Annotated in this window: 21 protein-coding genes and 1 pseudogene; 12 read left to right on the forward strand and 10 right to left on the reverse strand. The window is 65.6% G+C overall.

Translation table 11 applies throughout. The annotated features are described in order from the left end of the window. Positions 1-76: 76 nt before the first annotated feature. Together VSR71_RS13340 and VSR71_RS13345 are read left to right on the forward strand one after the other, a co-directional pair. Entirely contained in the window at positions 77-844 is a 768-nt protein-coding gene (locus VSR71_RS13340; RefSeq protein ID WP_342914333.1) for a glucose 1-dehydrogenase, read from the forward strand. 108 nt (positions 845-952) lie between these two features. Next, the gene (locus VSR71_RS13345) at positions 953-1384 is read left to right on the forward strand and encodes a cupin domain-containing protein (protein WP_342914334.1); all 432 of its coding nucleotides are present in this window, start codon (positions 953-955) and stop codon (positions 1382-1384) included. Here VSR71_RS13345 and VSR71_RS13350 read toward each other — a convergent pair. From VSR71_RS13350 to VSR71_RS13360, 3 genes are read right to left on the reverse strand one after another with little or no spacing between them, the layout of a single operon-like run. Next, positions 1368-2360 carry a tripartite tricarboxylate transporter substrate-binding protein gene (locus VSR71_RS13350; protein ID WP_342914335.1) on the reverse strand — a complete coding sequence of 331 codons (993 nt, stop codon included), beginning with the start codon at positions 2358-2360 and terminating at the stop codon, positions 1368-1370. The two genes, VSR71_RS13345 and VSR71_RS13350, sit on opposite strands and share 17 nt — an antisense overlap. A 34-nt stretch (positions 2361-2394) precedes the next feature. Next, complete coding sequence (locus VSR71_RS13355) at positions 2395-3897, reverse strand: M81 family metallopeptidase (RefSeq protein WP_342914336.1); 1503 nt, start codon at positions 3895-3897, stop codon at positions 2395-2397. Positions 3898-3930: 33 nt separating this feature from the next. Further along, positions 3931-5025: a tripartite tricarboxylate transporter substrate binding protein gene (locus tag VSR71_RS13360; RefSeq protein ID WP_342914337.1), complete on the reverse strand. Its 1095-nt coding sequence runs from the start codon at positions 5023-5025 to the stop codon at positions 3931-3933. A 108-nt stretch (positions 5026-5133) separates the two neighbouring features. Between VSR71_RS13360 and VSR71_RS13365 the strand changes: the two genes are divergently transcribed. Together VSR71_RS13365 and VSR71_RS13370 are read left to right on the forward strand one after the other, a co-directional pair. Further along, positions 5134-6141: a LysR family transcriptional regulator gene (locus VSR71_RS13365; protein WP_342914338.1), complete on the forward strand. Its 1008-nt coding sequence runs from the start codon at positions 5134-5136 to the stop codon at positions 6139-6141. 172 nt (positions 6142-6313) lie between these two features. After that, positions 6314-7035, forward strand: a pseudogene (locus tag VSR71_RS13370) (acetamidase/formamidase family protein); the annotation flags it as partial. 27 nt (positions 7036-7062) lie between these two features. Here VSR71_RS13370 and aspA read toward each other — a convergent pair. Both aspA and VSR71_RS13380 read right to left on the reverse strand, forming a co-directional pair. Then, positions 7063-8508, reverse strand: coding sequence for an aspartate ammonia-lyase (gene aspA / locus VSR71_RS13375; RefSeq protein WP_342914339.1), 1446 nt, complete (start codon positions 8506-8508; stop codon positions 7063-7065). A gap of 31 nt (positions 8509-8539) precedes the next feature. Then, the gene (locus tag VSR71_RS13380; protein WP_342914374.1) at positions 8540-9556 is read right to left on the reverse strand and encodes a ribonuclease Z; all 1017 of its coding nucleotides are present in this window, start codon (positions 9554-9556) and stop codon (positions 8540-8542) included. Between the two features lie 254 nt (positions 9557-9810). On the opposite strand from VSR71_RS13380, the gene VSR71_RS13385 reads away from it, so the two are divergent. The 6 genes from VSR71_RS13385 to VSR71_RS13410 all read left to right on the forward strand — a co-directional run bounded on the left by VSR71_RS13385 (position 9811) and on the right by VSR71_RS13410 (position 15668). Beyond that, positions 9811-11331, forward strand: coding sequence for a CoA-acylating methylmalonate-semialdehyde dehydrogenase (locus tag VSR71_RS13385; RefSeq protein ID WP_342914340.1), 1521 nt, complete (start codon positions 9811-9813; stop codon positions 11329-11331). A gap of 268 nt (positions 11332-11599) precedes the next feature. Further along, positions 11600-11938: a DUF485 domain-containing protein gene (locus VSR71_RS13390; RefSeq protein ID WP_342914341.1), complete on the forward strand. Its 339-nt coding sequence runs from the start codon at positions 11600-11602 to the stop codon at positions 11936-11938. Beyond that, a complete protein-coding gene (gene actP, locus VSR71_RS13395; protein ID WP_342914342.1) occupies positions 11935-13608 on the forward strand; it encodes a cation/acetate symporter ActP in 1674 nt (557 codons plus the stop codon). The genes VSR71_RS13390 and actP overlap by 4 nt, the downstream gene beginning before the upstream one ends. Before the next feature lie 69 nt (positions 13609-13677). After that, positions 13678-14232, forward strand: a complete 555-nt coding sequence (locus VSR71_RS13400; protein WP_342914343.1) for a cytochrome b — start codon at positions 13678-13680, stop codon at positions 14230-14232. A gap of 41 nt (positions 14233-14273) precedes the next feature. Further along, positions 14274-15242: a nitronate monooxygenase gene (locus tag VSR71_RS13405; RefSeq protein ID WP_342914344.1), complete on the forward strand. Its 969-nt coding sequence runs from the start codon at positions 14274-14276 to the stop codon at positions 15240-15242. A gap of 42 nt (positions 15243-15284) precedes the next feature. Then, the gene (locus VSR71_RS13410; protein ID WP_342914345.1) at positions 15285-15668 is read left to right on the forward strand and encodes a hypothetical protein; all 384 of its coding nucleotides are present in this window, start codon (positions 15285-15287) and stop codon (positions 15666-15668) included. Between the two features lie 12 nt (positions 15669-15680). Here the strand turns inward: VSR71_RS13410 and VSR71_RS13415 are convergent, their stop codons facing one another. Next, entirely contained in the window at positions 15681-16562 is an 882-nt protein-coding gene (locus VSR71_RS13415; RefSeq protein ID WP_342914346.1) for a LysR family transcriptional regulator, read from the reverse strand. A 112-nt stretch (positions 16563-16674) separates the two neighbouring features. Between VSR71_RS13415 and VSR71_RS13420 the strand changes: the two genes are divergently transcribed. Continuing rightward, positions 16675-17379, forward strand: coding sequence for an MOSC domain-containing protein (locus VSR71_RS13420; protein ID WP_342914347.1), 705 nt, complete (start codon positions 16675-16677; stop codon positions 17377-17379). Between the two features lie 22 nt (positions 17380-17401). Here the strand turns inward: VSR71_RS13420 and VSR71_RS13425 are convergent, their stop codons facing one another. The 4 genes from VSR71_RS13425 to VSR71_RS13440 all read right to left on the reverse strand — a co-directional run bounded on the left by VSR71_RS13425 (position 17402) and on the right by VSR71_RS13440 (position 22496). Beyond that, positions 17402-18520, reverse strand: coding sequence for a nitronate monooxygenase (locus VSR71_RS13425; protein WP_342914348.1), 1119 nt, complete (start codon positions 18518-18520; stop codon positions 17402-17404). 89 nt (positions 18521-18609) lie between these two features. Further along, positions 18610-19497: a LysR family transcriptional regulator gene (locus tag VSR71_RS13430; protein WP_342914349.1), complete on the reverse strand. Its 888-nt coding sequence runs from the start codon at positions 19495-19497 to the stop codon at positions 18610-18612. A gap of 176 nt (positions 19498-19673) precedes the next feature. Continuing rightward, positions 19674-20612: a LysR family transcriptional regulator gene (locus tag VSR71_RS13435; RefSeq protein WP_342914350.1), complete on the reverse strand. Its 939-nt coding sequence runs from the start codon at positions 20610-20612 to the stop codon at positions 19674-19676. 117 nt (positions 20613-20729) lie between these two features. Further along, complete coding sequence (locus tag VSR71_RS13440) at positions 20730-22496, reverse strand: sigma-54 interaction domain-containing protein (RefSeq protein ID WP_342914351.1); 1767 nt, start codon at positions 22494-22496, stop codon at positions 20730-20732. 188 nt (positions 22497-22684) lie between these two features. Between VSR71_RS13440 and VSR71_RS13445 the strand changes: the two genes are divergently transcribed. Next, the gene (locus tag VSR71_RS13445) at positions 22685-24235 is read left to right on the forward strand and encodes an acyl-CoA carboxylase subunit beta (RefSeq protein ID WP_342914352.1); all 1551 of its coding nucleotides are present in this window, start codon (positions 22685-22687) and stop codon (positions 24233-24235) included. Positions 24236-24263 lie beyond the last annotated feature (28 nt).

Genomic DNA, 24263 nt, shown 5'->3' on the forward strand with positions numbered 1-24263 from the left:
TTTATTCAATAGATGTCAGTCATCATCTATAAGACCCGGGCAGACCCCGTCATCCCTCCTTAAGGAGTTATTCGTCATGCACAACCTTTTCGATTTGAGCGGCCGCGTTGCCGTCATCACCGGATCCACGCGCGGCATGGGCCTCGCCATGGCAAGGGCGCTTGGCAGCGCCGGCGCCGCAGTGGTGGTATCGGGACGTGACGGCGAAGCCGCCCGCACCGTCGCCGCCCAACTGGAAGCGGAAGGCATCCGCGCCACCGGCATTGCCTGTGACATTGCCGATGTCGACAGCGTGCGCGCCTTCGCGGAGCAGGCGCTGGCCGCCTACGGCCGGGTCGATGCGCTGGTCCTCAATGCGGCGGCCGGCGCCACGCCGGGTTCCATGCTGGCGCAAGGCCCCGATGTGTTCGATGCGGCCATGGCCGGCAACGTGCGCGGCAACCTGATGCTGGTGAACGCGCTGGCGCCGCAGATGGCAGAGCGCCGCGATGGCTCGATCACTTTCATGTCGAGCATTGCCGCGAAGCGCGGCTCGGCGTTCCTTGGCCTGTACAGCGTGACCAAGGCGGCGATCGACCAGGCCATGCGCAGCCTCGCGCTGGAACTCGGCCCGTCCGGCATCAACGTCAATGCGATCAACCCGGGCCCGGTGCGCACGGAATTCTCGCGCGATGCCCTGTGGGGCGACCCGGAACGCGAAGCCCGCCTGGCCGCGGGCGTGCCCATGCGGCGCATCGGCGAGGCGGAGGACGTGGCGGGGCTGGCGGTGCTGCTGGCGGCGCCGGCCGGACGCTATATCCATGGCCAGAGCATCGGCGTGGATGGGGGCTTGTCGGCACAGTAAGGTGGTGCGCGCCAGGCGCAGTGGCGCGATTGAACGGCCATCGGCACATCGCTATGATGAATTTGCAGGTGGCCGTCAAAGCCTGCCGAGACAGCGGAGCATTGCATCATGCAGACAACGAGCGCGAGCGTTCCGTCGACCCTGGTGGCGGTGCATCCGGACCGGGAAATAGTCACCAGCCAGAAGCTGCCGTATTTCGTTGGCATTTCCGGCACGACGGCAGGCGCCAGGGCATTGTCGATGCACCTTGTCGTGGTCCCGCCCGGCGCGCACGCGCAAGCCCACGTGCATTGCGAACACGAGACCGCCATATACGTGCTGGAGGGCCGGGTCGAAACCCGCTACGGCCCCGGCTTGCGAGAATCCGTGGTCACTGAAGCGGGCGACTTCCTGTTTATCCCGCCCGGCGTTCCGCACCAGCCGTTCAATCTCAGTGCCACCGAGCCGGCCCGCGCCATCGTTGCCCGGAACAGTCCGGAAGAGCAGGAGCGGGTACTGCCGTACGATCCTGCCGCGGATACGGCTATTCGGTCGCCGTGAAGCCGGACGCCATGACCACAGGCTTCCAGCGCGCCCGCTGGTCCTGGATTGTCTGACGCAATGCCGTCGCCGGCCGGCCATTCAGTTCCATGCCCAAGGTCGCCATCTTGTCGCGGATGTCGCGTGCACGGACCGCCTCCAGCAGCGCCTTTTCCAACTGTGCAACGGTGGCGGGCGGGGTGCCCGCCGGCACGAACGCCGAGTACCACCCAGAGGCAGTCTCAAAGCCGGGGGCGCCGGCTTCCGCCAGCGTCGGTACGTCAGGCAGCAGGGATGAGCGTCTGGTGCCGGTAACGCCGAGGAAGCGGATCTTGCCGGCGCGATACAGCTCCATCTGCCCGGCAATGGCGTCGATGCCGATGGGCAGCGTGCCACCGATCTCATCGGTCAGCATCATCACCACGCCACGGTACGCCGTCGGCATCAGCGGCACACCGATTTCCTTGCTGAGGGTGACGACGCCGAAATGAATGCTGCCGCCGAGGGTCACCAGGCCGACTCCGCCTTTCGAGGGATCGCGCTTTACCCACGCCAGGTATTCCTGCATGGTCCGGTACGGCTGGCTGACGCTGGTCGATGCCACCAGCGGCACGTCTGCCAGGTAGGCGACAGGCACCATGTCCTTGTCCGGATCGTACGGCAGTTGCTTGTAGGTCAGCGGGAAGATCGTGAACGGAGGCGCCGGCGAAATCAGCAAAGTCTTGCCATCAGCGGGCGAGCGCCGGACATTGTCCAACGCCAACCGAGCCGAAGCGCCCGGACGATTCTCCACCAACACCGGCGTGTCGAGGGAGACGCGCAGCTTCTCGGCCAGCGCGCGGGCGAAGATGTCGAGGGCGCCGCCAGGTGCGAATCCCACCACGATGCGCAGCGGGGTATCGGTTGGGGCCGCGAGCGCGGTGGCCGGCAAGGCGCCCATGCCCAAGGCAAGGGAAATGCCGACTGCGAGGTTGCGCACTGAGAATCGGTCCGGCATGGTGTCTCCTTGAGATGCGAGAATATTTCGATTGTCAGAGGGGCTGGATCGTGGCGTGTTCGTCCAGGGGATAGATGGGGCGGCGCAAGTTGCGGAAGGGAAACTGGCTGTAGTCCGAACTGCAGACGCCAGGGCCGGCCACCAGGACGATATCCTTTGCGATGGGCTCGAAGCCGGCGCGGAAATGCTGGCGCGACTTGATCAGGACATACTTGCGGCGCGACAGGTCGATCCCGGCGTGGGTGAAGACGCCCGTATCGAATGGCTCCTGCGGCTTTTCGCAGACGACGACGATCGTGCCGTCCACGTCAAGCACCGCTGTCCGGCCCAGGCTGAGCCGCATGCCGGTGAACATTGGCCCCGTCACCTGGTAAGCGCCATCGGTGATGCACCGAACTTGTCCGGCCAGGCGCAGCGGCTTGCCTTTCAGCCCGAGAGCAGGCATGTCGGTCTTGCCGCCCACGTCGATCGTCACGGTTCTGCCGACACCCGCCTCGATCATGAGCGCCACGGCACCGGGATCCCAGAAGGGGCCGGCGACAACGTCCTTCAGCCCCTGCCGCAGCACTTCACCAAGGACCGTCATCTCGTCGGTCGGCCCACCCGCACCGCAATTATCGCCATGATCGACGAGGATCACGGGGCCGGTCTCGGCATCGCGTGCGCGCGCGATAGACGTCTCCATGGGTTCGAGCGGAAAGACGAAGTCGGCGCGGCGCTCCCATGCGGCGGCGCTGAGTTCGTCGAGCAGCTGCGCGCCCGCGTCGGCATGGGCCGCATCGGCCACCACGACGACCGTCAGGCCGACATAGGGAATATCCGCAAGCGGAAAGCCGCCGAAGATCGAGACGTTCAGCACCTCGCCGTCGCGCTCCGCCGCGATGGCCCGGTCCATGATGTCCTTCATCGGCTGCTCGCGCGGCGTCTGGCGCAGCATATGGGTGAGCATCGGCAGCGTGCGCCACAGCATGACCGGTCGGACTTCGCCACGAAGCGCCGCCATCAGTGTCTGCGCGGCACGCGCTCCGGTCTCGTATACGTCCACATGCGGATAGGTCCGGTAGCCGGCAATGACCGTGGCGTTTTCCACCAGTGCCTTGCTGAAGTTGGCGTGGAAATCAAGCGATACCGCGATCGGTACCTCCGGCGCGGCGGCGCGGATCCGTGCGAGCAGTTCGCCTTCGGCATCCGCAAGGCCCTCGGCCACCATTGCACCGTGCAGGTCGAGCATGACGGCGTCGCAGCCTTTGTGCACGGCCTCGACGATCGTGGCAGACATCGATTCGAAGGCTTCCCGCGTCACCACCCCGCTCGGTACGGCATTTGCCATCAGCGGCATCACGAACTCGTCGCCTTGGGCGGCCACCAGGTCCATGAACGCCGCCGCGGCACTGTTGGTGCCCTGGCAGGCGCGCACTGCGTCTTCGCCATATAGCGGGCCATCGGTACTGCTGCCACGGCTGAAGGCGGAGAGCGGCGTTGGAATTGGCGAGAAGGTATTGGTCTCATGCCGCATCAGGGCGATGACGAAACGCATTGGCGGGCTCCAGAAAATGGGTTAGACGTGATGTCAGTTGGATTCGAGATTGACCGTGCGAGCTATGGCGCCGTAGCGCACGGTCTCGGCATGGATCAGGCGCCGGCTCTCGGCGGGTGTGGTGAGGACCGGTTCGTAGGAGAGCGACTGGAGCCGTTCGATAAAATCAGGTTCCTGCACGCTGGCGCGCACTTCGCGGTACAGCCGCTCGACGACGGCATCGGGTGTGCCGGCCTTGGCGACGAGCGCCAGGTTGGCGCGGACGAGCAGGGCATCCTTGCTTTCAGCCGCCTGCCGCTCCAGCCTGGGGAATTGCGCAACCGTCGCCGTTTGCAGCACGGCCAGCGGCTTGACCTTGCCGTCTCCGACGTAGCTGATGGAGGAGCCGATGACATCCACATGGGCATCGGTCTGGCCGCCAATCAGGTCCGACATGGCCGGCGGAGAGCCGCGATACGGCACGATGGTGAAGTCCAGGCCGTTGCGGCGCTTCCAGTCCGCAAGGCCGAGATGCGCCGCGCCTGCGACAGCATTGATGCTGATCGAGACCTTACCCGGGTGCTTGACGATGTAGTCCCTGAGTTCGGTCAGGTTCATCTGCTTGCGGTCCACCCGCGTGACGATCCAGTGCGGCACGGTATTCACGATGGTGACGGGCGTGAAATCCCGGTCGGGGTTGTAGCGCAATCCCTTGATGGTATGCGGATTGATGTTCAGCGTGCCGTCGCTCGCGAGCAGCAGCGTATTGCCGTCGGCCTTTTCCTTCAGTACCGACATGACGCCCGGCACGGTAGCGCCGCCGGCGATATTCTCGACCACCACCGGCTGCCCGAGCCGCTGCTCCAGCTTGCGGGCCAGCGTGCGGCCCACGATGTCGTAGGAACCGCCGGCGGGAAACGGCACGACCAGCCGCAGCGGCCGATCCGGCCATGCCGCGGCAGCGGCGGGATTCATCGCGGCAAGCAAGGTGCCCACCGTGGCGGCTGTCATCACCCCGCGTACGATCCTGGCAAAAGTGTTCAGCGTGATCATTGGCCTCCTCCTGGGGTCTTGCGCCTCGTTTGTATTGATGGAATGGCGCCGACTATAAGGGATCGATGTCTCTACCAAAAGCGAATAAAAGTCCATGTAGATAAACCAAGTGGTTAACTCTTAAAATGCGGTTATCCCACCGCCACTTGTTGTCCACCCATGTCGAATGGTTCTGCCCGCGCCGCCCGGGATTCCGCCCAGTCAATGCTGGGCCGCCTGAAACTGCGTCATCTCCGCCTCGTTCTTGTACTCAGCGAAGCGGGTACGGCCGCGGCGGTGGCTGAGCGCCTGCATGTCAGTCCGGCTGCGGTGTCGAAGGCATTGGGAGAAATCGAGGACATTGTCGGCACGCCGCTCTATGTCAGGGGCCGGCGCGGCCTGGTACTGACCGAACCGGGCCGCGAGATGGCGGCGCACGCCAAGGTGCTGCTGGCGCAATTCGAGCGACTGGCGGAATCGCTTCACGCGTTGCGTGCGGGCGGACAGGGCGAATTGCGTATCGCCTTTCGAACGATCTCGGTGCAGCCGCTGCTGGCGCAGGCCATGACCGATTTCCATCGCGACAATCCGCGTGTGGAGATCAGCGTGATCGAAGGCGGCATTGGTGAAATGACGGAGCAGCTTGTCGACGGGTCGCTCGACCTGCTCTTCGCCTACGACGATCCTCGCCTGTCGCGGCCGGCATTGCGGACCACGCCCGTGGTGCCGGCGCAGAAGGTCGTCATCGTGGCGAGCCGCGATCATCCGCTGCTGGCGCGCCGCAAGATCGCGGCACAGGCTTTGTCGTCCGAGCGGTGGTGCATACCTGCGGCCGGATCGCGCATGCTCAACCTGCTTCACGCAGCCTTCCACGCCTTTGGCGTCGCGCCGCCGGCATCGGGCATCCGCACCAGCGACGTTGCCGCGACCGCAAGCCTGATGCAGACAGGGCACTACCTGGCGGTCTTCCCCGAGCGGATCGCTGCGCAGCTCTGCGAGGCCAAGGTGGCACGCATCCTTCGCTTCGACCTGTGCAGCCACGTGGAGCCGGTGGTCGTGGTCTGGAACGGCGAAGTCACGCCGCGGCCCGCGGCGCAGCGTTTCCGTGACCTGGTCGTGGAACGGGCCGATCTCGGCGGCTGGCGCCACGACGACGTGCCGGTGCTAGGCGCGCGTGCCGTGGCTGCGGCGGGCATTGTGGATCGGAAACCGGAGCCGTCAGCGAAATCGTAAGCAACGCGGGGGCAACGTATGCCCCGGATCGTTGCCATCATCAGTTCCGGCGCATCGCCGGCGTGATGGGTCACGGCCGCCCCCGCGCACGTTTACCCTAGTACGCGCCAGCACAGTCTTTGGGGCGAATCGCCATATTGGTCTCACACCGGCCCTTCTAGTATGGATTCTATGGCCGCCGCAGCGCGATCCCTTCGGCGTGCTGCATCCGTGCCGGTCGACCATGCCACCATCAACAAGAACTACGACGTGCTGCACGATGTCGCGATACCGGTACGGCCGCATTTCGGCGTCATTGCCGTCGCGCCGGCGCAGGACGGGCTGATCGATTCGATCCCCCCATCGAGCTTCGCCGGAAATCTGGACAACTGGCGGATCACGCGAGGCGCAGCGGTCTACCTTCGCGTTGCCGTTCCGGGCGCTTTGCTGTCGATCGGAGATCCCCATGCCTCCCAAGGCGACTCGGAGCTATGCGGAACGGCCATCGAATGCTCGCTTACCGGCGACTTCCAACTGGTCCTGCATAAAGGCACCATGATTGAACGCGGTGCCCCATTTGCCGACCTGAGCTACCCGTTGGTGGAGACTGCCGACGAGTGGATACTGCACGGGTTCAGTTCACCGAACCATCTGACCGAGCTGGGCAAGATGGCACAGAGCGATATCTACCAGAAATCCACGCTCGACGATGCCATGCGCGATGCCTTCCGCAAGGCGCGCCGCTTTCTCATGACGGTCAAGGGGCTGAGCGAAGACGAGGCGGTCACCCTGATATCGGTCGCCGTGGATTTCGGGGTGACGCAGGTCGTCAATGGCAACTGGGGCATCCATGCCATCATAAGGAAGTCGTTGTTCGCGGGCTCGCTTCCCGGGCGGGACCACGGCCGGGGATGAGCCACAGCAAGCCACAGCGGACCTTGTTCATGGCTTGCCGTCGGCCTTGTCCGTGAGTTTGTCGGCGAGCTTGTCCGCACGCGGCCGGATCAGCGTTTCCGGCCGCAATGCCTCGTCGAGCGCCTCGGCGGTCATCAGGCCCCTTGCCAGCACCACTTCGCGGATGGTGGTGCCCCTGGCATGGGCCTCGGCGGCGACGGAGGTTGCGTTCTTGTAGCCGATCACGGGATTGAGCGCGGCCACGAGTGCGATCGAGCGCTCGATGGTTTCGCGCAAGCGCTCAGGGTTGGCGGTAATGCCGTCGACGCACTTCTGCGCCAGCGTCAGGCAGCCATTGGTCAGGTGCCGGAAGCTGCGTAGCAGGCTGGCGGCGATCACCGGCTCGAAGGCATTGAGCTGCAACTGGCCGGCCTCCGCGGCGAAGGTGATGGTGGTGTCGTTGCCGAACACTTCGAAGGCGATCTGGTTGACCACCTCGGGAATGACGGGATTGACCTTGCCGGGCATGATCGACGATCCCGCCTGCATCGGCGGCAGGTTGATCTCGCCGAAGCCGGCGCGCGGCCCGCTCGACAGCAGCCGCAAGTCGTTGCAGGTCTTGGACAGCTTGACGGCAATGCGCTTGAGCACGCCAGAGATCTGCACAAAGGCGCCGCAATCCTGCGTGGCTTCCACCAGGTTGGGCGCGAGGCACAGGTCGATGCCTGTGATCCGCCGCAATGCCGCCAGGGCCTTCGGCGCGTAGTCGGGATGCGCGGTGATGCCGGTGCCGATCGCGGTGGCGCCGAGGTTGATTTCGCGGATCAGCAACGCGGTTTCGCGCAGGCGCGCCATGTCTTCCTCGAGCATGACCGCATACGTGGAGAATTCCTGGCCGAGCGTCATCGGGACTGCATCCTGAAGCTGGGTGCGGCCCAGCTTGAGCAGGCCGGAGAATTCCGTCGCCTTGCGGTCGAATGCGGCGCGCAGGACTTCCATCGCTTCGAGCAGGCGCCCGATGGCGAAGTACGTGGCAATGCGCAGCGCGGTTGGATAGACGTCGTTGGTGCTTTGCGCCATGTTTACGTGCTCGTTCGGGTGCAGGAACTGGTATTCACCCTTGCGGTGCCCCATGTGCTCGAGCGCGCGGTTGCAGATAACCTCGTTGGCATTCATGTTCGTCGACGTGCCGGCTCCGCCCTGGATGGTGTCGACAATGAACTGGTCGTGCAGCTTGCCCTCGCGCACATCATGGCAGGCGGCCAGGATGGCGTCGCGCAGCCTGTCGGGCAGCAGGCCGAGATCGGCATTGGCCTCGGCGGCGGCCTGCTTGACGGAGGCCAGCGCATTGATCAGTTCGGGCCACGATGAGATCGGCGTGCCACTGATCTGGAAGTTCTCCCAGGCCCTGAGGGTGTGGACGCCGTAGTAGGCGTCGGCCGGCACCTGGCGTTCGCCAAGCAGGTCGGCTTCGGTGCGATGGGTTTTGGTCATGACGCGATTCAATAGGGGTTGATTCGGCAGGTCAGCATCGCGGGCGCTCCCAGGCTGCCAGCACTTCGCCAGCCAGTTCCCCGGCACGGCCTCGGTAACGCGGCGAGAAATGGAACGGCGTCACCGCGCAGGCGCCGATGCGGGATGCGATGCGGCCAGCCTGCGCAGCGGTCAGGTGGTTCTTGCGCTGGGCATGCGCGCGATCGGCATCCAGGAATACGCTCTCGATGAAGAGATGGTCCACGCCTTCCATCAGTTTGGACAACGCCTGCACGTTGTCGCTGGTATCGCGCAGGTCGGTCGCGTAGCCGATGCGCTGGCCGGGCTCGGCGTCAAGGATCAGGCGGCTCAGTTCGCCGACCGTCCGCGTCGCCGCGCGGTCGCCACCTCGGTCGCGCCATTGCACAAGCATCGGCGTATCCACGGGGGCGCCGGTCAGCACCGCATGCTTCAATTCGCGCAGCCACGCGCCTTTGGTCATGCCCGATGCTTCCAGGCGCTCCTTGTTGATGCCGAGCCGGGCTTTTTCTTCGACTACGTAGGACAGGCATGGAATGCCGTGGTCGACAAAGCAGGCGCGCACACGGAACGTCGTCTCGTCATGCACGACATCGTCGGATCGTTCTGTCGTTGCCGCAGCCACGCTGGCAAAGCGGTCCCGGCTTGAAAAGCGGGCGCTGCGCATGTGGCCGTCCAGTGCAAGTTCAAACGCCTCAACCACCAGCTCCAGGTCGTAGCGATGCACGACGTTCCAGGTATAGGCACGCAGCTTATGCCCGACCTGCGCCACGAACCCCGGCCCGCCGTACAGCGCGATGGATGGCTTGCGCCCGAGCAGTACCCGCAACAGATGATCGAAACCGGAAAAGTGATCCATATGGGTATGCGTGACAAACACATGCGAGACGCGCATCAGGTTGCGCGGCATCAGCACGGAGATGTCGCCCAGGTCGAAAAGCAGGGCGCGCCGTTCGTCCAGGAAGTCCACGAGCAAGATGGGGTCGCCGAAGACGTCATTGACGAGGCGGGCTTGCAGCAGGGGACGCATGGTCACTCGCGCGGAATTCATGGAGGCAAGGTGCCTGTCCGGGCACATGGGCCGGTCGCCGGGCCCGTTGTTCTCAGCATAGGACGCACCGGTTTGCGGCGCATCGGAATTTCCCGTGGGCAACGCTTCCTGCCACGCGTTCCCATCCTCGGCGTTGTTTAAATAACTAAACAGTGAATCGAGCCGCAGCCTATTGTCCGGGACTATTGCAGGCACCTAAACTCGCTTCCACCAAATCCCTTCAGGAGCGAACCATGAGTGCAGCGAACCGCTATGACGATGAGCGTGAAGTCGTCCACTTCATTGCCGGAAGCAAGACCGCTGGTGAAGCCGTGCGGCGACAGGATGTCTTCAATCCGGCGACCGGGGCCGTGTCGCGGCGGGTTGTACTGGGAACGCGCAGCGACGTGGATGCCGCGGTTGCCGCTGCCGCCAGGGCGTTTCCGGCGTGGTCGGAGACGCCCCCGATCCGCCGCGCGCGGATCATGCAGCGATTCCTGCAGCTGATGAACCAGCATCGGGACGAACTGGCCGCGATCATCACCGCCGAGCACGGCAAGGTGTTCTCCGACGCGCAGGGCGAGGTGGCGCGCGGTATCGACGTCATCGAATTCGCATGCGGCATTCCGCAGTTGCTGAAGGGCGACTACACGGACCAGGTCAGCACCGGCATCGACAACTGGACCATGCGCCAGCCGCTCGGCGTGGCGGTCGGCATCACGCCTTTCAATTTCCCGTGCATGGTGCCGTGCTGGATGTTCCCGGTCGCCATCGCAGCCGGCAATACCTTTATCCTGAAGCCGAGCGAGCGCGATCCGAGCGCGAGCTTGCTGATGGCTGACCTGCTGGCGCAAGCCGGATTGCCGGCCGGCGTTTTCAACGTGGTTCAGGGTGACAAGGAAGTGGTCGAGGCGCTGATCGGCCATCCGGACGTGAAGGCCGTGAGCTTCGTCGGGTCGACCCCGATCGCGCAGTCGATCAGCGAGCGCGCCAGCCGGGCCGGCAAGCGCGTGCAGGCGCTGGGCGGCGCCAAGAACCACCTGGTCGTGATGCCGGATGCCGATATCGACAAGGCGGTGGATGCGCTGATCGGCGCTGCCTATGGCTCGGCGGGCGAGCGCTGCATGGCGGTGTCCGTGGCGGTCCTGGTAGGTGACACCGCGGAACGGCTGCTGCCCGCGCTGGTGGAGCGCGCGCGCACCCTGAAGATCGGCAATGGCCTGGACCCGGATGCCGAGATGGGCCCGGCGGTGACCCGTGCGGCGCTGGAGCGCATCGAGGGCTATATCGGCGTCGGTGTGGAAGAGGGCGCCTCCCTTCTGCTCGACGGCCGTGGCTTGCGTGTCGATGGCCACGAGCAGGGCTTCTTCACCGGTGCCACGCTGTTCGACCACGTCACGCCAGAGATGCGGATCTACCGCGAAGAGATCTTCGGTCCCGTGCTCGGTTGCGTTCGCGTGAAGGACTTTGCCGAAGCGGTGGCGCTGATCAATGCCCACGAGTATGCCAACGGCGTCTCCTGCTACACCAGTGACGGCGGCGTTGCCCGTGCGTTCGCGCGGCATATCGAAGTCGGCATGGTCGGCATCAACGTGCCGATCCCGGTGCCCATGGCCTGGCATGGCTTCGGCGGCTGGAAGCGCAGCCTGTTCGGCGACATGCATGCCTATGGCGAGGAAGGCGTGCGGTTCTACACGCGCCAGAAGTCCGTGATGCAGCGCTGGCCCGACAGCATTGCCAAGGGCGCGGAGTTCGCCATGCCGACCGCGAAGTAGCCATCGGTTTTCGTGTCTGGACGTCGGGAGCGTGGGCTTCCGACTGCGCTGTTCGCGCGATAGCGCGCCAATGCGAGCAAAAGGCCGCCTGTCTTTGACAGGCGGTTTTTTTTCGCCTGCGCCGGGTGTTTTCGCAGGTCATTCATCCCTCACCGGAAATGATGGAAGGCATCACCAAAGATCGTTTTACAGGAGCGGTAAGGCCACCTAATTTAGGCGTACCCAACCTTATCTGCATCACGACTGCACGATCAAAAAAGGAGGAGACATGCCCCGTACAACCGCCAATACAACCGCCTGTACAACCGCCTGTTCCATCATTGGCGAACACCCACTCTTCGCGGTGCTGGTCCGGCGGCGAAAACGGCTGGTGGTGCTGCTATCCGCCGTCACGCTGGTTCCGTACTACCTCTTCATTCTCGTTGCGGCGCTGAGCCCCGATACGCTCGCCGCACGGATTTCGGCGCAAAGCAGCGTCAGCGTCGGCTGGCTGGTCGGCGCGCTGATCATCCTGGGCGCGTGGCTTCTGACCGGCGTCTACGTCAGCCGGGCCAACAACGAGTTCGACGGCCTCACCAGCAAGCTGATCCGGGAGGCGTCGAAATGAAGTCCATCGCCAACCTGTCCCTGGCATCGGGTGCCTTGCTTGGCGCCGCCAGCGTCCATGCCGCGCCGGCAGCCCTGCAGTCGGTGCAGACCCAGCCGATCAACCTGGTCGCCATCGTGATGTTCATGCTGTTTGTGCTGGCGACACTGGGCATCACCTGGTGGGCCGCGTCCCGCACCAGGTCGCTGGACGACTTCTACACCTGCAATGGCGGCATTACCGGCTTCCAGAATGGCTTGGCACTGGCCGGCGACTACATGTCGGCGGCCGCGCTGCTGGGTGTCACCAGCATGATCTTCGCCAAGGGCTACGACGGCTTTATCTATGCGATCAGCTTCTTCGTCGCATGGCCGCTGCTGCTGTTCCTGCTCGCGGAAAAGATCCGCAATCTCGGCAGGGTAACGATCGCCGATATCGCCTCCTACCGGCTGGATCAGGACCGGATCCGCACCTTCATGTCGTTCGGCTCGCTGACGATCGTGTGCTTCTACCTGGTCGTCCAGATGGTGGGAGCCGGCCAACTGATCCAGCTGCTGTTCGGGCTCGAGTACCACTACGCCGTGATCGGCGTGGGCCTGCTGATGATGATCTATGTCACCTTCGGCGGGATGGTCGCGACCACCTGGGTGCAGATCATCAAGGCGGTGCTGCTGCTGGCCGGCGGCACGCTGCTGGCGGTCCTGGCGCTGTGGCGGTTCGGCTTTTCGTTTGAGGCGCTGTTGACGCAGGCGGTGGCCAGCCACAAGGACGGCGCGAAGATCCTCGCACCTGGCGCGCTTGTTTCCGACCCGCTGTCGATGCTGTCGCTATCGGCGGGCCTGGTGTTCGGCACGGCGGGGCTGCCGCATATCCTGATGCGCTTCTTCACGGTGCCCGATGCGCAGCAAGCCCGCAAATCGGTCTTTATCGCAACCGGGTTCATCGGCTTCTTCTTCCTCATCGTGGCGGTGCTGGGGCTGTCGGCCATCGTCATCGTCGGGCAGGACGGTGCGTTCTTCGAGGGTGGCGTACCGGGAGGCAGGATGATCGGCGGCAGCAATATGGCGGTAATGCACCTTGCCAAAGCGCTTGGCGGAGACCTGTTCCTTGGCTTCCTGTCGGCGGTTGCCTTCGCCACCATCCTGGCGGTCGTCGCGGGCCTGACCATGGCGGGCACCTCGGCGATTTCGCACGACCTGTACGCCAGGGTGCTCAGGAAGAATACGGCCAGCCCTGTGGAAGAGATGCGCGTGTCCCGCATGGCGTCGGTGTCGATCGGCGTGGTCGCGGTGGCGCTCGGGATCCTGTTCAAGGAGCAGAACATCGCCTTCCTGGTGGCGCTGACCTTTGGCGTGGCAGCGTCGGTCAATTTCCCGATCCTCGTGCTTTCCATCTACTGGAAGGGGCTGACCACGCGCGGCGCCCTGGCCGGCGGCATCGCCGGACTGGTGTGCGCGGTCGGGCTGGTGATCCTGTCGCCCGCGGTCTGGGTCAAGATCCTTGGCTTCAACGCAGCCGTCTTTCCCTACGACTATCCCGCCATCGTCTCGATGAATGTGGCGCTGCTATGCACCTGGCTGGTCTCGGTCACCGATCGCAGCGCGCGCAGCCGCCGCGAGCGGGATGCCTATGGCGACCAGTTTGTCCGTGCCCAGACCGGCATCGGCGCGTCCGGCGCGGTGAGCCACTAAGCCAGCGGATCGACAGTGCGAGCCGTTGCCTTCACCCACCATCGATTTGAAGTCATCCGGAGTTGAACAATGCAGATGAGAGACACAGGACTGGGCTTTTCGCCCATCACGATCGGCCTGCACTGGCTGATCGCAGCCGGGGTGTCGGTCATGGTCTGGCTTGGCCTGTCAGCGGGCCAGATGGACGCGGGCGCCGCCAAGGCCGAACTGGTCGCGATGCACAGCACGCTGGGCACGGCGCTCTTTATCGTGGCGGCTTACCGGCTGTGGGCACGGCTCACGTCGTATCACCCGCTGCCGGTGGGCACGCCGAATCCCATCGAGGTGATGATCAGCCGCTCGGTCGCCGTCGCACTGGCGCTGGCGCCCGTGCTGCTGCCGCTTGACGGCTGGCTGGCCATGTCGGCGGCTGGCGACGTGGTGCGGCTGCCCGGCGGGATCGCGCTGCCCGCCATCGTAGCGCCCAATCCGGAGGTGGAGTACGTCGCCAGACTGCTGCACAAGATCGGCGCGTACGCGTTCCTGGCCGGCCTGGCGCTCCACATTTTCGGCGCCATGAAGAATCATTTCGTTCTGAAGAATGACACGCTGAAGCGCATGCTCGGCAAGCGAGTGGAGCTCTGATGATGCAAGCAATCATGCAAGACGCAATCAAGCAAAACGATATGCACGCCGCGCCGATGGGGCCGGCGGCAGCCCTGTGCGGTATCCGCTATCCCGTGTTCCAGGCCGGCATGGCTGGCATATCGGGGCCGGCACTGACCGCTGCCGTGTCCAATGCCGGAGGGCTCGGGCATCTTGGCGGGCTGCGGCTACCGCCGCTGGCATTGCGCAAATGGATCCGCGAGACCAGGGCACTTACCGACAAGCCGTTCGGCGTGAACATCGTTCCGTCCTTCGGCGGACCGGAAGTTTTCGAGGCACAGTTCCGGGTGATTCTCGAAGAGAAGCCGCGCGTGGTCTCGCTGTTCTATGGCGACTTTGCCGAGATGATCCCCCGCGCGAAAGCGGCCGGTATCACGGTGATCGTGCAAGTCGGGTCGGTCGCGCTTGCCCGTCAGGCGATAGCGTGGGGCGCCGACATTTTGGTCGCTCAGGGAGCCGAGGGCGGCGGCCATCTCAACCGCGGCACCATCGGCGTGCTGTCGCTGGTACCTGCCTTCGTCGAAATCGCCGAGGGCCGGCCGGTGCTGGCTGCCGGCGGCATCACGGATCGTGCCGACGTGCGGGCCGTGCTGGAGGTGGGCGCTGCCGGCGTGTGGGTGGGCACCGCCTTTGTTGCCAGCGACGAATCCCTGGCCCACGACTTGTACAAGCAGAAGATCGTGGAAGCGACCATCGATGACACCGAGTATCGCACCGGCTATTCGTTCGGTTGGAAGTTCGGAACGCCGCATCGGGTGATCCCCAACCGCAGGAAGTGGAATCCGATCAAGTACGTCGGCGGCGGCGCGCGCGTCATCGACAAGCCCGAGATGGCGGAAAAGCTGTCGCTGTATGCGGGGCAGGGCGTGGGCAAGATCCACGGCGTCGTTCCCGCCGCCGAGCGCCTCGCGGAACTGGTGGCGGGATTCTCGGGCTGGCATGCGGGCGAGCACCGGACCGCGGCGCCTCCCTTGCAGGCCGTCGCCTGAATGGCGCCCTTTCTCAGGGCGTTGCTGGTATGCGCCCTCGGCATGCCGCTGGCTGCCGTGTGGGCGTCGGAAGCGGCGGTGTTTCCGCTGGCAATCACTGCGTTGACCGCCGGCGTCCCGGCGCGGGGCGGGACCAGGCGCATCGCGGGCTTTGCCGCTTCCCATTTGCTCAGCGGTGCCGCCGCGTTTGGCGTCGGTGCGCTGATGACATCGCTTCCGGCGGCGGCGATCAGTCATCAGCCCTTTCTATGGCTGCCGGGGTGCATCGTGTTGCTGGCCATCCAGGCCACGACGCTGCGCCATCCTCCCGCGCTCGCCAGCGGCGGCGCGGTCCTGCTCGGCCTGCCACTGCCGGCAGTCGTTGCCTGTACGGCGCTGACCGCGATCGTGCTGGGGCTGGAAAGCCGGCTTGCACGCGCCGGCTGAGCGGCCGGCAATTCAACCGGACACCGTGAACTGCTCATGCGCCATGCTGGCCATGGCCCGCAGCGCCGCCGTTTCAAAGGTGTCCTTGCGCCGGACGAAGACAGTCGCCACCTTTGCGAATTCGTCGGGCAGCCGATGGCATGCAATCTGGTCGCGCGATTCATGGTGTTCGACCACTGCCTTGGGCAGGATCGTGACGCCCATGCCCGCGGCGGTGCAGGACAGGATGCCGTCAAGCGTTCCAAGTTCCAGGATCTGCCCCGGGATCAGCCCGGCCTGGTAGAGCCATTGCTCCAGCGTGGAGCGATAGAAGCACCCGGAGCGGAACACCAGAACGGTGTGCTGCGTCATCTCGCTGGCCAGCTCGGCAAGCGTGGCGTACCTGCTGCTGCTGACCAGCACCAGTTCCTCGTTGAAGACCGCTTCCTGATGGAGCGCGCGGTTCTGGTGAAAGCCTCCGACAAAGGCGCCGTCCAGCCGGTGCGCTTCGACGGCCTTGATCAGCTCCGCCGTGGTGCCGGTGGTCAGCGACAGCTGCACCTCGGGATAGCGCTCGCGGTACCGCGCCAGCACCCTTGGCAACCGCACCGCGGCGGTGGTCTCCATGGAGCCTAGCCGCAACGGCCCGGCGGGCACGGAGCTGTCCAGCAGCGCGCTACGGCTTTCTTCGGTGAGCTGGAGAATCCGTTGCGCGTAGCCAAGAAAAACCTGTCCGGCCGAGGTCAGCGTGATGCCGGTCTTGCGGCGGATAAAGAGAGGCTGCTGCAGTTCGGCCTCCAGCTCCTTGACGCGCATGGTGATGTTGGATTGCACGCAGTGAACCTTTTCCGCGGCAGCGGTGAAGCTGCCATACTCCGCGGCCGCGCAGAACATCTTCAGCTGGCGTAGTTCCATGTCGCCGGGCCTCCATCCATGATTGGTAGTGATGCATGGAATGCCGATATAGCATTGGCCATGCTGCCTGCTGCAAATCTATAGTCCGACAAGATGCATGACGGAGTCACCAATGCCTGAAACGACAAGCAACGTACCGATTGACGCGATATTTGCCGGTGGCATCGGCATACTCGGAGAAGAGGGGCATCGCAGCGGCATCTTCAAGCGGCGCATTGAAGGCGAGGCCCGGGTCATCGCGGAAGGCATCATTGGCGATCAGCATGCGGACAGGCGCGTGCATGGCGGCCCCGAGAAGGCCGTCCACCATTTCGCCAGCGAAAACTACGCAACGCTGGCGACCGCCTTGCCCCAGGTTGCCGATGCGCTGGTTCCCGGCAGCCTCGGCGAAAACATTGCCACGGTCGGGCTCGATGAGCGCAACGTGCATGTCGGTGACATCTATCGGGCCGGCGGCGTCGTGCTGCAGGTTTCGCAGCCGCGCAGTCCCTGCTGGAAGATCAATCATCGTTTCGCCGTGGAAGGGATGTCGTTGCTGGTGGCCAGGGAGCGCACCACCGGCTGGTATTACCGCGTGCTCCAGCCGGGAACGATCCGGCAGGGAGATGCCTTGCAGCGCCTCGAACGCACGACCGACCGGTTTTCGATCAGCGAGTTCTGGCGGGTCGTGTCGGCGCACGTGCCGGAAGTCGACGACATGCTGGCGCTCGTTGCCGTGGACGGCCTGGCCGATGACTGGAAGCGGCAGCTGACCGAGCGCGTGCGGTGGATACGCGAGCGCCGTGCCGCCATGGACGCCGACCCGCTGCAGCGCTGACACAGCGGCCGGCACGGCGAGCCTATGCGGACACGCGTTGCAGCGAGGCCAGGCGCGCGATCGCATCCCGCAATTCTGACTGCAGCCGTTCGACGAGCTCGGCCGCGGGCAGCGCTCGCGCCAGCGGTACCGCCTGTCCCGCCCACTGGGCCGCGTAGTCGGCGCTTCCCGTGGCCTTGGCGGCGGCATGAAGCGCCTTGCCGGCGTCATAGGTGATGGGGTAGTCGGGTATGGCCGGCGCGTCTGGATGCTCGCCGAGTTCCGTGAAGCGATTGGTGAAGCCCCGGGCGGCGCGGCCGGAGATGGCGCGCGTAAGCGTGGTGGGGCGCTTGCTGTCCGCCGCGAGCGCGTCGCGATAGGCTGCATCGATCGATGTCTCAGGGCTGGCGATGAAGGCGGTGCCAAGTTGCGCCGCCTGCGCGCCGAGCGCCAGTACCGCGGCAATGCCCGCGCCGTCCATGATGCCGCCGGCCGCAATGACCGGCAGGCTGGTGTTCTGCACCAGGATGCGCACGAGCGCCAGCGTCCCGAGGCCCTCGTCGTAGGCGGCGGGATCGAATACGCCGCGATGGCCGCCCGCCTCGATGCCTTGCGCGACAATGGCGTCGATGCCCGCTGCTTCGATCTGGCGGGCCTCTTGCAACGACGTCGCGCTGGCCAGCAGCACGATGCCCGCGTCGCGCAGGGCATCGATCTTCTGCTGCGCTGGCAGGCCGAAATGAAAGCTCACGACCGCGGGCTTCTCTTCCAGCAGCATGCGGAGCATGTCCTCGTCCTCGACGAAGCTCTTGTAGATCTCGCGCAGCGTGGTGGGCGCCGTGCTGCCATGCTTCGTGAAGTGCGAGGCCAGATAGTCGAGCCACGCCTTCTTGCGCGCGGGATCAGTCCGGGCCGGCGCATGGCAGAACAGGTTGACATTGAACGGCTTGCCGGTCAGGGCCCGCGTCTCGCGGATCGCCTTGCGCGCACCCTCGGCGTCCATCGCCCCGACACCGAGCGAACCGAGGCCGCCGGCCTCGGACACGGCAGCCGCCAGCGCGGACGTACCGACGCCTGCCATCGGCGCCTGGATGATCGGCGCGGACAGATGGAGGCGCGCAAGCAGGGCGGTGCCGTTGTCCAGAGGCTTCGATGATTCCATGATGCAGTTCCTTGGTTGAATCGCCAGGCGCCTAAGCGCTCCGGGCATAAAGCGGTTGCGTCCGGCAAGGGCGTGCGCGCCAGCACCGGTCAGTCATGGCGCAGTTCCCGCAGGAAGGTCTCGTATGCGGAGGTGCTGAAGCCGGATCGCCTGACCAGGAAGGTATGGACCGGCCTGATCGGCACCGTATGGAATTCCGCCGCATCCGGGTGCAGCGCCAGCAGGGAACGCGGCACGATGCCGACGGCGGACCCTCCGGACACATAGGCAAAGATCGCATGATAGGAAGGCATTTCCACCACGGAGAGCCGGCGGCGCATCTCCTCGCCGCCCGACTCCAGCCAGGCTTCGGCGCACTGCCGATAGGTGCAACCCCGGGCGAAGGCTGCCAGATGCCGCAGCGTGACGTCACTGGGCTGGCGAACCTTCGGATGCGTGGCGGGCAGTACCAGCACCAGCTCTTCGGTCCGCAGGAAAACACCGTCGAGCCCCTCGCCCAGTGCGGCGACATCGAGGCTGCGCGGCGCGCCCGTGCCTGGATGGGCCACCACCGCGCAGTCCAGGCGGTGCGCCAGCACGGCGTCGACCAGGAATTGCGTGGTGCCCGTCGTGACGGTCAGTTCGACATCCGGCCAGGCCGCGTGATAGCGCCCCAGCGGCCTTGGCAGCACGGTTGCCGCTGAACTTTCCATCGAGCCCAGGCGCAGCCTGCCGCTCGGCGCACTGGTGCGCATGGATTGCCGCGCTTCCTCGGCCAGCGCGAGCAATTGCTCGGCATAGCCCAGCAGGCGCTGGCCTTCGGGCGTCAGGATCATCTTCTTGCTGTCACGCTGGAACAGCGAAACACCAAGGCTTTCCTCCAGCTGCTTGATGCGAGTGGTGACATTGGATTGCACCCGTTCCAGCGTCCTGGCCGCCCGCGTGATGCTTTGTTCGCGTGCGACGGCCTGGAAGATTTCAAGTTCGGCAAGCTCCACACCGGCTACGGCACCTTGCGGTGACGTTCTCAAAAAAAGAATGAAAGTTGATTTAGTATTGTGTATCGAGAATGCTATGTCAAGACTGATTCAGCGCGAGGCCGCGGCTTGCCAGGGGGTGGGCGGTGTATTTGAATGGCTGGCGGCGTGCGTTTGCCGTGCCGGCGGGAATGGCGCTAGCTGCCGACGGTAAAGCCGTCCTTCATCGCCTGCCGCAGATAGTCCACAAAGCTTCGCACCGCACGGGGCACGAACGGGCCATAGGGCCGGATGGCGAAGATGAAATCCCCGAAGGCGCCGGCGGCACGCCAGCCCGGCAGGACCCGGACAAGCTTGCCGCTTGCCAGGTCGGCCTGGGCGGTGAAATCCGGCACCAGTGCGATCCCCAGGTGGTTCAGCGCCGCATCGCGCAGCGCTTCGCTGTTGTTCGCCGCAAAGCTGCCGCGAATGCCGACGCTTTGCCGGCTCGACGCGCCGCGGGTCGGCACAAAGCTCCAGCTCGGCTGTTCGCCGCGGCGGAAGTAGTGCAGGCAGTTGTGCCCGGCCAGCTCGGCCGGGGTTTGCGGGGTGCCGGACTTGCGCAGGTAAGTGCGCGAGGCAACCAGCACGGCCTGGGTCCGGCACAGCGTCCAGGCAATATGCGTATCCGGCGCCGCCGAAGCATGCCGGACCGCCAGGTCGAAGCCTTCACGGGCGAGCGACGCGAAGCTGTCCGACAGCTCAAGCTCGATGCGTACCTCGGGATAGGCTTCCAGGAACGCGGGCAGGCGCGGCACCAGTTGCTGCCGGCCCAGCGCCACCGGCGCGGTCACGCGCACCAGTCCGCGTGGCGGACCTGCCGCGTCGCTGATATTGCCGAAGCCCTGCTCGATTGCTTGGAACGAGGTGCGGGTAGTTTCGACGAGCTTTTCGCCGGCTTCGGTCAGTCTGACGCTGCGCGTCGTGCGCCGGACCAGCGCCACCCCCGCGGCACGCTCCAGCTCTGCAATGCGCAGGCTCACAGTCCCCTTGCTGACGCCAAGCTGGACCGCGGCAGCAGTGAAGCTGCCAAGTTCACTCAGCTTGATCAGGCTATGCAGTTGCGGCCACAGCGTATCGAGTTTCTCGTAGCTCATGAATGCAGGCGCTGGTCAGGCCCGGTCGCGATCGGTCGGAGCACATTCTATCGACATCGGCCACAGTACCGATAGGGCGCCAGGCGGCCCGGCAGCCGGCAGCCCAGCGGCGCGCCCCTATTTCGATCGCGATGCGTGCGGCCCGCGTTCCAGGATCTTGTACAGGTGCGAGCGGGAGATCCGCAGCTGCTCGGCCGCGCGTTTCTTGTTGCCGCCATGGCGCGCCACGGCGTCCATCACCGCGGCATAGGCCAGCTCCCTCATGCCCGCGGCAGGCTCGCTTGTAGATTGCAATGCGGAAGCGGGCGATGGCGGGTCGTCCGCCGCGGAAGTCTCGTACGGATACGCTTGTCCGGCCGCATGCACCGGGGGCTGGACTTCCGGCCCGGACAGGCCGCGCGCCGATGCGCCGCGCGCGAAGTCCGCCACGCGCAGCGTCCGGCCATCGCAGAAGACCAGTGCTTCCTCGATGCGCTGGCGCAGCTGGCGCACATTGCCGGGCCATGGCTGGCCGGCGAGGTAGCGCGCCACTTCGTGGTCGATGCCTGGCGCCGGCATGCCATTGCGCGCGCAGAAGGCGTCGAGGAAATGCTGCAGCAAGGCCGGGATGTCCTCGCGCCGCTGGCGCAGCGCCGGGATGCGCAGCACCACGCCGCTGAGCCGGTAGTACAAGTCCAGGCGAAACCGTCCGGCATCGATCAGCTCGGGAATGTCGCGGTTGGTGGCCGAGACCAGCCGGAAGTCGACCCGCTGCGCGCGATGGCTGCCCAGGCGTTCGACCATGTGGTCTTCGAGCACGCGCAACAGCTTGACCTGCATCTCCATCGGGATGTCGGCGACCTCGTCGAGAAAGACCGTGCCGCCCGCTGCCAGTTCCAGCTTGCCCGCCTGCCCCTGGCGCCGGCTCCCGGTAAAGGCGCCGGGCGCATGGCCGAACAGTTCGGACTCGATCAGCGTGGCGGGCAGGGCAGCCAGGTTCAGGCTGACCAGCGGACGCACGCTCGCCGGCCCGGCTCCGGCGCCGTGGATGGCGCGGGCCACCAGTTCCTTGCCGGTGCCGCTTTCGCCCAGGATCAGTACCGGCACGTCGAGTCGCGCCACGGTCTGGATTTCGCGGCGCAGGCGCTGCATCGGCGCGCTTTCGCCGATCAGGCCGAACGTCGGTTGCCTCTCGTGCAAGCCGTCGCGCAGGTGATCGCGCAGGCCATCAAACTCTCGCTGGTAACGTGCCACTTCCGAGCGCAGCTCGACCAGTTCCTTGTGCATGCGGACCAGCGCTTCCGGCCCCTTGAACATGACCTGCCCGATGGCGCCCACTACCTCGCCGTCCTGGCGGATCGGCATGCGGTTGACCACGCGGGTGGCGCCGTCGAGCTGCTGCAACTGCCCGATCTCGGCCTTCCCGCTGGCCACCACCTGCGGCAGACGCGAATTGGGGATGACCTCGGCCGCCGGGCGGCCGATGCCGGCACCGGTGTCGAGGCCCAGGAATTTCTCGTGGACGGGGCTGATGAATCGCACCTGCCCCGCCTTGTCGACCACGGTGATGGCCTGGTACGGGTCATTCAGGAAGTAGTCCAGGATCGCGCCGGCGAAGGGCACTGTGCCGAGGAAGTCGAGCAGCACGGCCTGTGTGTCGGCGCGATGCAGAAGGATCAGCTGGTGGTCGCCGTCTTCCAGGCACAGGCCGATGAATTGCCGGTTGCCCGCCTCGACAGGGAAAAGCCTGCGCCCCTGGCTTGGCGCCTGCGCGTGCGCGCAGGCAGTGAAGGCCGCGTCGGCAATCGCGGGCTCGGTGCAAACGCCGATCGCCGCCAGCCTGGAGCCGTCGCGAGCACAAACCAGCACGCCGAGCGCGACCCCATCCTTGTCTTGTGTCGTCATTGAGGACACTTGATGTCTCCATGCGTGCCTCTGGTGCGGACACGTTTGTGTACTCATGGCGGACATGCTAACGACGGCCGCGGATTTATTCAATGAAATCAACGACCGATTGAGGTGTCCTGTGGCTGGCACGGCTCCTGCGGAGTGTTTTGCGACACATGACCCGCACAAAGACACAGGAGAGGACCGTGAGCTGGCAGCCCGAAATCGATGAACTGGCCCACCGTCGACGGCTTGCTGCCCGGATGGGCGGCGAAGGCAAGGTGGAACGCCACAAGGCGGCCGGCAAGCTGACGGTGCGCGAGCGTATCGATGCACTGGCCGATCCGGGTTCGTTTCGCGAGGTCGGGGGGCTGACCGGCAGCGGCCGCTATGACAGCAACGGGCGCCTGGTGGACCTGGTTCCCTCGAACCTGGTGATGGGCCGCGCGCAGGTCGGCGGCCGGCCGGCGGTGCTGGTGGGGGACGACTTCACCGTGCGCGGCGGTGCCAATGAGGGCGCTGTGGGAGACAAGCTGATCCATGCGGAGAAGATGGCGCACGACCTGCGCTTGCCGATGATCCGTCTGGTCGACGGCACCGGCGGCGGTGGCTCGGTGCGCAATATCGAGATCAAGGGCCATACCCTGATTCCCACCATGAAGGTCTGGCAACACGTGGTGGAGAACATGTCGGTAGTGCCGGTGGTATCGCTGGCCTTGGGATCGGTGGCGGGCATGGGCGCGGCGCGCGTGGCCGCCAGCCACTATTCGTTGATGGTCAGGGAAACCTCGCAACTGTTCAGCGAAGGCCCGCCATCGGTGGTGGCCCGCGTGGGCGAGGAGCTGAGCAAGAACGAACTGGGCGGCAGCCAGATCCACACCCGTAACGGCGTGGTCGACGATGAGGTCGGCACCGAGCAGGAGGCCTTCGTGCGGGCGCGCCAGTTCCTGTCTTACCTGCCGGCTTCCGTATTCGAACTGCCGCCGCGCAGCGAACCCGGCGACGACCCGGCGCGCCGCGACGAGTGGCTGCTGTCGGCTATCCCGCGGGATAGCCGGGCCGACTACAGGATCCGGCCCATCGTGCAGACGCTGGTGGACGCCGATTCCTTCTTCGAGATCGGCACGCACTGGGGCCGCGCCGTCATCACCGCGCTCGCGCGCCTGGATGGCTGGCCGGTGGCGGTGATCGCCAGCGACCCGTCCTTCCATGGCGGCAGCTGGGACAGCGACAGCGCCGAGAAATTCACGCGCTTCGTCGACATGGCGCAGGCCTTCCATCTGCCGGTGGTCAACCTGGTCGATACGGCCGGGTTCCAGGTCGGACTCGAGGCAGAGAAGGCAGGGATCATGCGCTACGGCGTGCGCGCGCTGGCGGCGCTCTACCAGGCCACGGTGCCGTGGTGCTCGGTGATCCTGCGCCGTGCCTACGGCGTGTCGGCAGCCGGCCACCAGCACATGGGGCGCTTCAATTTCCGCTATGCCTGGCCCTCCGCCAACTGGGGCGCATTGCCGATCGAAGGCGGCCTCGATGTCGCCTACAAGGCCGAGATCGAAGGCGCCGACGATCCGGTGCAGAAGCGCGCGGAAATCGAGCTGCGCGTGCGCAGCCTGACGTCGCCTTTCCGCAGCGCGGAAGCGTTCGTCATCGAGGACATCATCGACCCGCGCGAGACCCGCACGCTGCTGTGCGAGTTCGCCAACCTGGCGGCGCCGCTGCGCGAAGCCGGCCTCAGCCGCTTTGGCATCCGGCCCTGAGCGGCCGGGCCAGGCGTCGGGGGCACTG

It is taken from the genome of Cupriavidus oxalaticus, assembly GCF_038900635.1.
In the GTDB taxonomy this organism is placed as follows: domain Bacteria; phylum Pseudomonadota; class Gammaproteobacteria; order Burkholderiales; family Burkholderiaceae; genus Cupriavidus; species Cupriavidus oxalaticus_B.